This is a genomic window from Sulfurimonas sp., from assembly GCF_029027405.1.
Taxonomy (GTDB): Bacteria; Campylobacterota; Campylobacteria; order Campylobacterales; family Sulfurimonadaceae; genus Sulfurimonas.
Window position 1 is genome coordinate 831,728 of sequence record NZ_CP093396.1, and the last position, 15,076, is coordinate 846,803.

General features: G+C 31.4%; 6 protein-coding genes. All 6 read left to right on the forward strand.

Features of this window, described 5'->3' with window-relative positions; all coding sequences use genetic code 11:
- Positions 1–85 precede the first annotated feature (85 nt).
- Complete coding sequence (locus tag MOV42_RS03970; protein WP_324172502.1) at positions 86–604, forward strand: Hcp family type VI secretion system effector; 519 nt, start codon at positions 86–88, stop codon at positions 602–604.
- Between the two features lie 116 nt (positions 605–720).
- Positions 721–4,935 carry a type VI secretion system tip protein TssI/VgrG gene (gene tssI / locus MOV42_RS03975; protein ID WP_324172503.1) on the forward strand — a complete coding sequence of 1,405 codons (4,215 nt, stop codon included), beginning with the start codon at positions 721–723 and terminating at the stop codon, positions 4,933–4,935.
- Positions 4,911–5,855, forward strand: coding sequence for a tetratricopeptide repeat protein (locus MOV42_RS03980; RefSeq protein ID WP_324172504.1), 945 nt, complete (start codon positions 4,911–4,913; stop codon positions 5,853–5,855). Before tssI ends, MOV42_RS03980 begins: the two co-directional genes overlap by 25 nt.
- An 8-nt stretch (positions 5,856–5,863) precedes the next feature.
- Positions 5,864–10,192 (forward strand): type VI secretion system Vgr family protein, encoded by a 4,329-nt coding sequence (locus tag MOV42_RS03985; RefSeq protein WP_324172505.1) that lies wholly within the window; start codon positions 5,864–5,866, stop codon positions 10,190–10,192.
- Positions 10,192–10,725: a hypothetical protein gene (locus tag MOV42_RS03990; protein ID WP_324172506.1), complete on the forward strand. Its 534-nt coding sequence runs from the start codon at positions 10,192–10,194 to the stop codon at positions 10,723–10,725. Before MOV42_RS03985 ends, MOV42_RS03990 begins: the two co-directional genes overlap by 1 nt.
- Before the next feature lie 6 nt (positions 10,726–10,731).
- Positions 10,732–15,057 (forward strand): type VI secretion system Vgr family protein, encoded by a 4,326-nt coding sequence (locus tag MOV42_RS03995; RefSeq protein WP_324172507.1) that lies wholly within the window; start codon positions 10,732–10,734, stop codon positions 15,055–15,057.
- Positions 15,058–15,076: the final 19 nt, after the last annotated feature.

Sequence of the window (15,076 nt, forward strand, 5' to 3'; positions counted from 1 at the left end):
AATATAACAAATAAGCATATTTTTTAAGTTGTTTGTTGTATTTTAAAGACTATAATAAAACTCAAATTAACTATAAGGAAATTAAATGGATAATCCAGTTTTTATGTCAATCGAGGGTAGCACACAAGGTAATATAACAGAAGGTGCAACAACACCAGAATCAGTAGGTAATATTTATCAGAATGGTCATGAAGATGAGGCGATAGTAAAAGCATTTACTCACAACATCAACATCCCACGCAATACGACTACAGGTCAGCCAACAGGTCAAAGAACTCATAACCCATTGATTGTTACTAAACTAATTGATAAGAGTTCACCACTTCTTTATAATGCACTAACTAAAGGTGAGACTTTAAAGAAAGTAGAACTTAAATGGTATAGAACTTCATATGCAGGTAAACCTGAGCATTACTACAGTATGACTCTTGAAGATGCTGTAATAACTAATATGGATGCATCAATGGAATCTCAAGAGAGTGCATCAGCGGCTCAAGTTATGCCTCTTGAAGTAGTATCTTTTTCTTACAGAAAGATTTCTTGGAGACATGAAACTGCTAGTACATCTGGAGAAGATGACTGGAGAGTAGGTGTAGGTGCGTAAGCCCCTATACTTTATTTCGGGGAAACCCGGAAAATAAGTTTTAGTGTGAAAAGTATATTTTAGTACTTTTCATACCAAAGTTTATTAAGTATCTAAGTATCTTTAAAAGGTAGAAAATGTCACAACTAGCATCTCCCATGAACAGTAAAATCCACCAACGAATCTCAGCCCAACTAAAACTATCTGAATATAATCAAGCAGATTCTATGATGCAAGGAAGAGACTCCTATAGCGTATATGAACTAGAAGGTAAAAGTTCAATCTTAACTGGATACGAATATAAACTTACCTTCATAAGTGATGAAGAGATAAATGTAGAGGATATAGTAGATACAGAAACAGAGCTACACTTAAGAGATGAAACAAGCCCACTAAACTCTAAAAAGATATATGGAAAAATCATTGAAGCTAAAGAGAATGGAAGTGTAGCAAGAAAAAAGCTTTACCAAATAAAAATAGTATCCCCTCTACACTATCTTTCACTTAACCAAAGATATGAAGTTTATCAAGAGATGAATATACCTGATATCATTTCATCTATCATTGCAAAATATTCAGTACTACTAAATATTCAACTTGATGTAAAAATAGATACTCAAACTATACCAAAGCGTCATACTTGTACGCAGTATAAACAAAGTGACTTTGAATTTATTAAAATGTTGTGTGAAGAAGAAGGTTACATCCTTCTAATAGATGCATCTTCAAATAATCCATACACAGTTACCTTATGTGAACTAAACGAACATGCTCCACTAAATACAGAAATCATAGAATGTACATATAATAAAGTTAAAACATTTTCAACATCAGCACAAGCACAAGACTATTATGAAAATAAAAAGCCTTCCTTAGACTTCAGTATACAAGCAGGACAAGTAATGCATAGTCATACTTTTGCTGATAATGAAGTAACATCCCAATTACGCTCAGATATAAAAAAAGAGACTCTCCGTGATAGACTTGATAAACTAGATGAGTCTCTATATAAAGACCTCTCTCGTTATGCAAAGATAGATGCAGAACAAGGTTTTTCACAAGGTATTAGAGTTCTAGGAAACTCAGAAGAGTTAAGTGTTAAAGATGGAGTGGTTCTAAACCTAAAAGATATTAAAGGACATAAGAATACTCAGGTAATTGTTCTAAGTGTAAAGTATAAAGCAACATTTCCAAATGCCTTAGATGAGTATGCTCAAGTTGCAGATGATGAACAACAAGCACAGTACAGTGTAGAGTTTATAGCAATCCCAAGTGATGTTATATATAGACCAGAAGTAATTACCTCCAAACCACGAATCCACTCTATACAAACAGCAATAGTTTCAAATACAGATAAAGATACTCAAAAGTTTGCAAATGAAATAGATGTAAACGAAAGAGGAGAGATAAAAGTAATATTTCACTTTGATGAAAAGAGACCTACCTCTGCTTATGTACCACTCTCAAATATTTATAGTGGAGATGGCTATGGAGTACAGTTCTTACCTAGAGTTAACTCTGAAGTAATAGTAAGCTTTATAAATGGAGATATAGATAGACCAATAATAACGGGAGCTTTGCACAATGGAGAGAACCGACATCCATTTAACCTGCCAAAAGAAAAAACAAAGTCATTTATAAAAACCCAAACAACACCCCAATACGAAGATAAAGAGGGATATAATGAACTACTCTTTGAAGATAAACAAGGAGAAGAGTTACTAAGCCTAAGAGCACAGAATGATTATGAACTAAATGTACTAAACAATAGTAATACACATATAGCAAACAATAAAAAAACAATCATAGATAATGACCTAGAACTCACTGTCCAAAACGATTCAACCCAAACAATAGGAAATGATAAGAAAGTAAATATACTAGGTAATGAGATAAAGACAATAGAAAAAGAGCAGATACTAACAATCAAAGAAGACCAAGAGATACATATACTTAAAGACTCAAACTCTATTATTAATAATAACTCATTTAATGTTGTTCAAAAAGACTTAATACAAAGAGTAAAAGGTTTCTCTACCTCTTTTGTAGAAAAAGATACTCAACAAAAACACCTAGGTAGTAAATACCAACAAGTAGGAGAGAACTTAGCTATAGAAGTAAAAAAAGCATACTCCCTAAAAGCACAGACCATAAAACAAGCAGCAAAAACTATAGAGCTAGACTCAGCAAAGGGAATAAGCTTGAAAGTTGGAGGGAATGTTCTAACAGTAGATAGCTCAGGTATACACTTTAAAACATCAAACTATGATGATAACTCAGCAAACGCAGGAGTCACCTCAAAAACAGTTAGTATAGAAGACTTGAAAAAACCACTCTATGAAAAGATAAGAGTAATAGGAATGCAAACATCAATCTCTAAACAAGATAAGATTACACAAGAACTTATATATACAGCAAAAGTAGAAAAATATGAAGATGGAACATGGAGTGAGACCACAGAACTAAACCCAACACAAACAGCTCAACTAAAATGGTACTTCATAAAAAACAATGATAAGCAAGATAGAGATATATTAACAAACACACCAACAGATGATGAGATAGAGATAGATGCTCTCATAATGAAAGTAAAACTACAAGATGATAATATACAACACTACGGACATGCACACTGCTTTGTAAATAGCCCAGAAGATGAAACAGAGGGTTATGGACTAAGTGAACTAAAACGCCAAGTAAATGTAGTAGAAGTCTTAGGTAAGAATATAGTTGAACCTCACTCTACTCAAATAAACTATAGTGTTGAACTAAACATAGATAACCCAACAAAAGATGAGATAAAAGATTTAAAAGTAGAGATACAAGAAAAAGACTCTTCAGGTAAAGTAACAACTATAGAAGAAAAAGTAAAAGATGACCTTACAGTAGAACATAAACTTAAAGCAAAAAAAGAAGATGAACCTAAACTAGTAGAGATAAATATAAAAGTATACCCAAGAGAGTATCCAAAAAACACAGGAGAGACTATCTCTTATGTAAGACCTACACTTGAAGGTGAAATAACAAATGTTTCAATAGATAAACCAACACAAGCCTTCGCTAAAGTAGTAAAACCTGATGAAGAGATAATAATAAAAGCAAATGCAAATATTGGAGAAGGAACACAAATACAACTAGATATAGTCACTTTGCTAAAAAACATCAATGAACCTAAAGTATGTAGCTTCGAAGAGTATGTTAAAAACACAGAGATTCAAAAAACATTAACTATGCAAGAAATAGCAACAATGCTAAGTATAGATATAAATGATATACAAGATATACAAGCAGTAGTGAAACATAAAGATAAAGAGTATAAAAGTAATAAAACAAGTATACAAAGAACCCTAAAATCAAAACTCTACAAAGAAGATAAAGTTTTAAATGATATAGTAGAAGATATACAAAAGATAGTATTTAAAAAAGGTTCTAAAGGTAATGAAGTAAAACTTATACAAGAAGCTCTTCAAAAGATGAAAATAGATATAGGTAGTGATGGCATAGATGCTAAGTTAGGAAATGATGGAGAACAAGCAGTAATGACTTTCCAAGAGAACTATAAAGCAACACATAACACTCATCAATACAATCAAAGTAAAGCTGACGGAGTAGTAGGAAAGAACACACTACTTGCTTTGGATGAGGCTTTGGTTGAGGGGTGGGGGTATGTAAGTAAATGCAAGATAGATATTGATACTTTCATTGAAAAATATTCCGAAATTCATAAAATTTGGGATAGTTCTAATAAAACTTATCTAAAACGAACACTAAGAACAACTTCAAAATTATCATTAAAAAAATTGATTACTGCTATCTTAAAGTTTTATACTAGTTCAAACAAATGCTCTTTAGCAGAGATATCTTATATGTTGGCAACAGCAAAACTGGAAACATATAATTATCTAACTGGAACCTTATTTGAACCAATAAGTGAACTCGGTGGAGATACCTATGCAGCAAAGATGTATGATCCTATTTTAGGGAAGAGTACTTCACGTAAAAGTATTGCTCTTCAGTTAGGTAACACAGTTGAAGGAGATGGAGTTAAATATAAGGGCAGGGGATTTGTTCAAATTACTGGAAAAAATAATTATCAAAAATTTAAAACATTGTTAAATATTGATTTGGTTGCACACCCTGAAAAAGCACTTGATTGGGATACATCGTTTAAAATCATGATAATTGGAATGAGAGACGGTAAGTTTACTGGTAAAAAATTATCAATGTATTTTACGGAAACATCATCTGACTATTACAATGCTAGAAGAATTATTAACGGTACAGATAATGCAAATGTAATAAAAAAATATGCAGAGGAGTTTGAAAAATGTTTAAAATTATCAAAGTCATAATAGTTTTTATATCTTTAGTAAGTAATTTATATTCTAGTTATGATATTAAATTAACAAATAAAGGGATAGAAAGTTTATCAGGTATTTTAATATCTGATAATATAAAGTTAGATGAAGCTATGACTTATAATTATTCCATTCAAAACCTTGAAGGGGTTGGGTTATCTATACTATATGAATATTATGGACAAAGCAAGAAGCAATGCTATATTCCAATATATAAAAAAAATTCTATATATTTCCTTGATGTAGCGACATGTTTTGAGATTACTATAAAAACAGATAAACAAGGAAATATCAGACCGAATTGGTTAGGATACAGAGTTAAATCTAAAAAAACTTTATTAAAATCAGCTAATATTGATTCTATTATTAATAGTGAAAATCTTATTGAAAAAAGTATTGGATATTTTAAGAATGATTCTTTTATTTTTGATAATTTAATGCTGGTATCTAACAAAGGTATGATATTAAGTTCATCACATGTTTTTATGAAACCTATCATGTCGAATGGATTTGCCTTTATTGATTTATCAATGATTGAAGCTAAACCTAGTGATTTAACACCAAAAGAAATTGAAAATAAACTAAAAAGTAAAAACAGTAGTTTTTACACAAAAAAAGTAATTAATGATACTTTATTAAAATATGAACTTTCGAAAAAAAATCTTATAGCATACAACAACATTGCCTACTACCTAGAAAAAGCAAAAGCCTATCCAGAAGCAATCTACCTCCTAGAAAAAATCTTAAAAAAATACCCAAACAGAACAGTAGCATACATAAATCTAGGAGATGCTTATTGGGGTTTAAAAAACAAAGAAAAAGCTAAACAAGCCTACAGTACATATATAAAACAGATGAAAGAAAAAGGTAAAGATAGGAAAATTCCAAAAGTTGTTTTAGAGAGAATAAAGTAAGCTAAAATATGTCTAAACTCATTTACTTAAATAACACTCTAAACCAAAAAACCAAACTCCATAAAACAATCTCAGCCCAACTAAAACTACCTGAATATAATCAAGCAGATACTATGATGCAAGGAAGAGACTCCTATAGCGTATATGAACTAGAAGGTAAAAGTTCAATCTTAACTGGATACGAATATAAACTTACCTTTATAAGTGATGAAGAGATAAATGTAGAGGATATAGTAGATACAGAGACAGAACTACACTTAAGAGATGAAACAAGCCCACTAAACTCTAAAAAGATATATGGAAAAATCATTGAAGCTAAAGAGAATGGAAGTGTAGCAAGAAAAAAGCTTTACCAAATAAAAATAGTATCACCTCTACACTATCTTTCACTTAACCAAAGATATGAAGTTTATCAAGAGATGAATGTACCTGATATCATTTCATCTATCATTGCAAAATATTCAGTACTACTAAATATTCAACTTGATGTAAAAATAGATACTCAAACTATACCAAAGCGTCATACTTGTACACAGTATAAACAAAGTGATTTTGAATTTATTAAAATGTTGTGTGAAGAAGAAGGTTACATCCTTCTAATAGATGCATCTTCAAATAATCCATACACAGTTACCCTATGTGAACTAAACGAACATGCTCCACTAAATACAGAAATCATAGAATGTACATATAATAAAGTTAAAACATTTTCAACATCAGCACAAGCACAAGACTATTATGAAAATAAAAAGCCTTCTTTAGACTTCAATATACAAGCAGGACAAGTAATGCATAGTCATACTTTTGCTGATAATGAAGTAACATCCCAATTACGCTCAGATATAAAAAAAGAGACTCTCCGTGATAGACTTGATAAACTAGATGAGTCTCTGTATAAAGACCTCTCTCGTTATGCAAAGATAGATGCAGAACAAGGATTCTCACAAGGTATTAGAGTTCTAGGAAACTCAGAAGAATTAAGTGTTAAAGATGGAGTAGTTCTAAACCTAAAAGATATTAAAGGACATAAAAATACTCAGGTAATTGTTCTAAGTGTAAAGTATAAAGCAACATTTCCAAATGCCTTAGATGAGTATGCCCAAGTTGCAGATGATGAAAAACAAGCACAGTACAGTGTAGAGTTCATAGCAATCCCAAGTGATGTTATATATAGACCCCAAGTAATTACCTCCAAACCACGAATCCACTCTATACAAACAGCAATAGTTTCAAATACAGATAAAGATACTCAAAAGTTTGCAAATGAAATAGATGTAAACGAAAGAGGAGAGATAAAAGTAATATTTCACTTTGATGAAAAGAGACCTACCTCTGCTTATGTACCACTCTCAAATATTTATAGTGGAGATGGCTACGGCGTACAGTTCTTACCTAGAGTTAACTCTGAAGTAATAGTAAGCTTTATAAATGGAGATATAGATAGACCAATAATAACGGGAGCTTTGCACAATGGAGAGAACCGACATCCATTTAACCTGCCAAAAGAAAAAACAAAGTCATTTATAAAAACCCAAACAACACCCCAATACGAAGATAAAGAGGGATACAATGAACTACTCTTTGAAGATAAACAAGGAGAAGAGTTACTAAGACTAAGAGCACAGAATGATTATGAACTAAATGTACTAAACAATAGTAATACACATATAGCAAACAATAAAAAAACAATCATAGATAATGACCTAGAACTCTCTGTCCAAAACGATTCAACCCAAACAATAGGAAATGATAAGAAAGTAAATATACTAGGTAATGAGATAAAGACAATAGAAAAAGAGCAAATACTAACAATCAAAGAAGACCAAGAGATACATATACTTAAAGACTCAAACTCTATTGTTAATAATAACTCATTTAATGTTGTTCAAAAAGATTTAACACAAAGAGTAAAAGGTTTCTCTACCTCTTTTGTAGAAAAAGATACTCAACAAAAACACCTAGGTAGTAAATACCAACAAGTAGGAGAGAACTTAGCTATAGAAGTAAAAAAAGCATACTCCCTAAAAGCACAGACCATAAAACAAGCAGCAAAAACTATAGAGCTAGACTCAGCAAAGGGAATAAGCTTGAAAGTTGGAGGAAATGTTCTAACAGTAGATAGCTCAGGTATACACTTTAAAACATCAAACTATGATGATAACTCAGCAAACGCAGGAGTCACTTCAAAAACAGTTAGTATAGAAGACTTGAAAAAACCACTCTATGAAAAGATAAGAGTAATAGGAATGCAAACATCAATCTCTAAACAAGATAAGATTACACAAGAACTTATATATACAGCAAAAGTAGAAAAATATGAAGATGGAACATGGAGTGAGACCACAGAACTAAACCCAACACAAACAGCTCAACTAAAATGGTACTTCATAAAAAACAATGATAAGCAAGATAGAGATATATTAACAAACACACCAACAGATGATGAGATAGAGATAGATGCTCTCATAATGAAAGTAAAACTACAAGATGATAATATACAACACTACGGACATGCACACTGCTTTGTAAATAGCCCAGAAGATGAAACAGAGGGTTATGGACTAAGTGAACTAAAACGCCAAGTAAATGTAGTAGAAGTCTTAGGTAAGAATATAGTTGAACCTCACTCTACTCAAATAAACTATAGTGTTGAACTAAACATAGATAACCCAACAAAAGATGAGATAAAAGATTTAAAAGTAGAGATACAAGAAAAAGACTCTTCAGGTAAAGTAACAACTATAGAAGAAAAAGTAAAAGATGACCTAAGCGTAGAACATAAACTTAAAGCAAAAAAAGAAGATGAACCTAAACTCGTAGAGATAAATATAAAAGTATACCCAAGAGAGTATCCAAAAAACACAGCAGAGACTATCTCTTATGTAAGACCTACACTTGAAGGTGAAATAACAAATGTTTCAATAGATAAACCAACACAAGCCTTCGCTAAAGTAGTAAAACCTGATGAAGAGATAATAATAAAAGCAAATGCAAATATTGGAGAAGGAACACAAATACAACTAGATATAGTCACTTTGCTAAAAAACATCAATGAACCTAAAGTATGTAGCTTCGAAGAGTATGTTAAAAACAAAGAGATTCAAAAAACATTAACTATGCAAGAAATAGCAACAATGCTAAGTATAGATATAAATGATATACAAGATATACAAGCAGTAGTGAAACATAAAGATAAAGAGTATAAAAGTAATACTGTAAAAATCGTACAATATGAAATTAAAGCTTTATATTTTTCTGTACAAGGCTCAAAACTTCAAGGGACAAATGTACCTTTAGGTGCTAAAGTAGATGTTATAGCACATGGAACAAGTAATACTACAGCTACAATAGAAGTGCTTGTTAATAAAAAACCATTCAAAGTTTTAAAAGATGGACAAGAAGTTACGAGCTTTGATGTTGTATTTGATGAGAGAGGGTACTCTTCTACAGAAGTAGAGTTACGAGTAAAAAGTGATGAAGAGTTTAAAACACTCATAAATAGATTTTCTCCACAAATAGGAAGAAATATAATAACAGAACCACTAGCACTTAAAGCAAAGATTTCAAAAAATAACTACTATAAATCATTAGAAACTGATGATACAAATACTATAGGTCTTAACCATTATCAAACATATATAAAAGAGGCTACAATAATAGACCCTAAAAATGGTAAAGTTCATGCAAAATTGAAAGTGAAACAAGATGGTGAGAATGTAATATTTATGGATAGCATGACAGGAGAACTTATTGCTACTGCACCATTAGATAATATTGTAAGTTCAATGGGTAATATTAATAACGGTCTTGGTGGACTGACAAAGGGTATGGAATATGTTGATGGAACATTTGCCACAACAAATACTAAAGGGGTAAATCTTAAACATTATAGTAATAGTTGGGGTGGTAATCAGTATGTGAAGACTTATGGGATGTCGGCTGTAAGTAAAGGAATAGGTAGAGGTACATTAGTATTAAGTGTAGTAATAGGTGGTTATCAAATTAACTCAGCTTATGAGAATGACACAGTAGAAATAAAAAAACATTACAACCAAAACCCTAGTAAAATAGAAAAAATAGGACAACATACAGAGCAACAAATAGGAAGTACTGTTTTAGGATTTGCAGGGGGAGTAGTAACTAGTATTATAGCTGTTATCGCACTTCCTGTTACTGCTGGGGTGTTGTTAACAGTTGGTACTTTTGTTGTAGTCGGTGGAATAGTTGGTTGGGCATTATCAGAAGCTGGAGATGCGGGAGTAGAGTTAATTCAAGAGACTAAAGGTAGTACGATAATAAATGATTATCCACTACATAAACATTTAGAAGGACATTAATGAAAAATATAGAATATTTTTATAATGTAATATATTACTTTTTTTATAGAGGTTCTATTAAGATGTTTAATGGAATTATTTATCTAGCAATGCCTATATTAAAAGTATTTTACTTTTTTATAAACAGAATGCCTTCAATTCGTAAGTATTATGTGATTAATGAAGATGATGACCCATTAGAGGTAGCAATTGCAAGAACAAGAAAATTTACAGAAAACCCAAAACTTGGGGCAGGAACAATAATTGGCGGAGGGATAAGTATATCTGTAGTTATGTTTCTATATATAGGTATTTATAATATTATAAGAAATCTATTTTTCCCAATATTTGAAGATTCCTTTGGTTATATATTGATGATTACTGCTACTTTAGCTTTTATAACAGATGTTTTTCTTTCTCAGATATATAACAAAGATGAAAAGTATATAAAAGAATTCAACAAAAAAAAAGGATGGTGGCGTATTAAGTGGTCTATCATTACAGCACTTTTACCATTTGTTGTGATTTTATTTGCAATAGCAACTGCTAGATGATAAGAAATGGGTCACATACCAAATTTAAATATACTTTCTATAATTGACAAAAGCATCTCAGCCCAACTAAAACTATCTGAATATAATCAAGCAGATACTATGATGCAAGGAAGAGACTCCTATAGCGTATATGAACTAGAAGGTAAAAGTTCAATCTTAACTGGATACGAATATAAACTTACCTTTATAAGTGATGAAGAGATAAATGTAGAGGATATAGTAGATACAGAAACAGAGCTACACTTAAGAGATGAAACAAGCCCACTAAACTCTAAAAAGATATATGGAAAAATCATTGAAGCTAAAGAGAATGGAAGTGTAGCAAGAAAAAAGCTTTACCAAATAAAAATAGTATCCCCTCTACACTATCTTTCACTTAACCAAAGATATGAAGTTTATCAAGAGATGAATATACCTGATATCATTTCATCTATCATTGCAAAATATTCAGTACTACTAAATATTCAACTTGATGTAAAAATAGATACTCAAACTATACCAAAGCGTCATACTTGTACGCAGTATAAACAAAGTGACTTTGAATTTATTAAAATGTTGTGTGAAGAAGAAGGTTACATCCTTCTAATAGATGCATCTTCAAATAATCCATACACAGTTACCTTATGTGAACTAAACGAACATGCTCCACTAAATACAGAAATCATAGAATGTACATATAATAAAGTTAAAACATTTTCAACATCAGCACAAGCACAAGACTATTATGAAAATAAAAAGCCTTCCTTAGACTTCAGTATACAAGCAGGACAAGTAATGCATAGTCATACTTTTGCTGATAATGAAGTAACATCCCAATTACGCTCAGATATAAAAAAAGAGACTCTCCGTGATAGACTTGATAAACTAGATGAGTCCCTGTATAAAGACCTCTCTCGTTATGCAAAGATAGATGCAGAGCAAGGTTTTTCACAAGGTATTAGAGTTCTAGGAAACTCAGAAGAATTAAGTGTTAATGATGGAGTGGTTCTAAACCTAAAAGATATTAAAGGACATAAGAATACTCAAGTAATTGTTCTAAGTGTAAAGTATAAAGCAACATTTCCAAATGCCTTAGATGAGTATGCTCAAGTTGCAGATGATGAACAACAAGCACAGTACAGTGTAGAGTTCATAGCAATCCCAAGTGAAGTTATATATAGACCACAAGTAATTACTTCTAAACCACGAATCCACTCTATACAAACAGCAATAGTTTCAAATACAGATAAAGATACTTCAAAGTTTGCAAATGAAATAGATGTAAACGAAAGAGGAGAGATAAAAGTAATATTTCACTTTGATGAAAAGAGACCTACCTCTGCTTATGTACCACTCTCAAATATCTATAGTGGAGATGGCTATGGCGTACAGTTCTTACCTAGAGTTAACTCTGAAGTAATAGTAAGCTTTATAAATGGAGATATAGATAGACCAATAATAACGGGAGCTTTGCACAATGGAGAGAACCGACATCCATTTAACCTGCCAAAAGAAAAAACAAAGTCATTTATAAAAACCCAAACAACACCCCAATACGAAGATAAAGAGGGATACAATGAACTACTCTTTGAAGATAAACAAGGAGAAGAGTTACTAAGCCTAAGAGCACAGAATGATTATGAACTAAATGTACTAAACAATAGTAATACACATATAGCAAACAATAAAAAAACAATCATAGATAATGACCTAGAACTTACCGTACAAAACGATTCAACCCAAACAATAGGAAATGATAAGAAAGTAAATATACTAGGTAATGAGATAAAGACAATAGAAAAAGAGCAAATACTAACAATCAAAGAAGACCAAGAGATACATATACTTAAAGACTCAAACTCTATTGTTAATAATAACTCATTTAATGTTGTTCAAAAAGATTTAACACAAAGAGTAAAAGGTTTCTCTACCTCTTTTGTAGAAAAAGATACTCAACAAAAACACCTAGGTAGTAAATACCAACAAGTAGGAGAGAACTTAGCTATAGAAGTAAAAAAAGCATACTCCCTAAAAGCAAAGACCATAAAACAAGCAGCAAAAACTATAGAGCTAGACTCAGCAAAGGGAATAAGCTTGAAAGTTGGAGGAAATGTTCTAACAGTAGATAGCTCAGGTATACACTTTAAAACATCAAACTATGATGATAACTCAGCAAACGCAGGAGTCACCTCAAAAACAGTTAGTATAGAAGACTTGAAAAAACCACTCTATGAAAAGATAAGAGTAATAGGAATGCAAACATCAATCTCTAAACAAGATAAGATTACACAAGAACTTATATATACAGCAAAAGTAGAAAAATATGAAGATGGAACATGGAGTGAGACCACAGAACTAAACCCAACACAAACAGCTCAACTAAAATGGTACTTCATAAAAAACAATGATAAGCAAGATAGAGATATATTAACAAACACACCAACAGATGATGAGATAGAGATAGATGCTCTCATAATGAAAGTAAAACTACAAGATGATAATATACAACACTACGGACATGCACACTGCTTTGTAAATAGCCCAGAAGATGAAACAGAGGGTTATGGACTAAGTGAACTAAAACGCCAAGTAAATGTAGTAGAAGTCTTAGGTAAGAATATAGTTGAACCTCACTCTACTAAAATAAACTATAGTGTTGAACTAAACATAGATAACCCAACAAAAGATGAGATAAAAGATTTAAAAGTAGAGATACAAGAAAAAGACTCTTCAGGTAAAGTAACAACTATAGAAGAAAAAGTAAAAGATGACCTAAGCGTAGAACATAAACTTAAAGTAAAAAAAGAAGATGAACCTAAACTAGTAGAGATAAATATAAAAGTATACCCAAGAGAGTATCCAAAAAACACAGCAGAGACCATCTCTTATGTAAGACCTACACTTGAAGGTGAAATAACAAATGTTTCAATAGATAAACCAACACAAGCCTTCGCTAAAGTAGTAAAACCTGATGAAGAGATAATAATAAAAGCAAATGCAAATATTGGAGAAGGAATAGAAATACAACTAGATATAGTTACTTTGCTAAAAAACATCAATGAACCTAAAGTATGTAGCTTCGAAGAGTATGTTAAAAACAAAGAGATTCAAAAAACATTAACTATGCAAGAAATAGCAACAATGCTAAGTATAGATATAAATGATATACAAGATATACAAGCAGTAGTGAAACATAAAGATAAAGAGTATAAAAGTAATACTGTAAAAATCGTACAATATGAAATTAAAGCTTTATATTTTTCTGTACAAGGCTCAAAACTTCAAGGGACAAATGTACCTTTAGGTGCTAAAGTAGATGTTATAGCACATGGAACAAGTAATACTACAGCTACAATAGAAGTGCTTGTTAATAAAAAACCATTCAAAGTTTTAAAAGATGGACAAGAAGTTACGAGCTTTGATGTTGTATTTGATGAGAGAGGGTACTCTTCTACAGAAGTAGAGTTACGAGTAAAAAGTGATGAAGAGTTTAAAACACTCATAAATAGATTTTCTCCACAAATAGGAAGAAATATAATAACAGAACCACTAGCACTTAAAGCAAAGATTTCAAAAAATAACTACTATAAATCATTAGAAACTGATGATACAAATACTATAGGTCTTAACCATTATCAAACATATATAAAAGAGGCTACAATAATAGACCCTAAAAATGGTAAAGTTCATGCAAAATTGAAAGTGAAACAAGATGGTGAGAATGTAATATTTATGGATAGCATGACAGGAGAACTTATTGCTACTGCACCATTAGATAATATTGTAAGTTCAATGGGTAATATTAATAACGGTCTTGGTGGACTGACAAAGGGTATGGAATATGTTGATGGAACATTTGCCACAACAAATACTAAAGGGGTAAATCTTAAACATTATAGTAATAGTTGGGGTGGTAATCAGTATGTGAAGACTTATGGGATGTCGGCTGTAAGTCAAAGAATTAGTAGAGGGACACTTTTGATAAGTTTAGGTGTAGGATACTATCAAATTAACTCAGCTTATGAGCATGACACAGTAGAAATAAAAAAACATTACAACCAAAACCCTAGTAAAATAGAAAAAATCGGACAATATACAGAGCAACAAATAGGAAGTACTGTTTTAGGGTTTGCTGGGGGAGCTGTAACATCTAAAGTAGTTTTCTTAGCAATAGTGGCTCTTCCATTTGAATTACCAATTTTAGCTGTATTAGGTGCTGCCCTTATAGTCGGTGGGATAGCAGGTTGGGCACTTTCAGAAGCTGGAGATGCGGGAGTGGAGTTAATTCAAGAGACTAAAGGTAGTACGATAATAAATGATTACCCACTACATAAACATTTAGAAGGACATTAATGAAAAATATAGAATATTT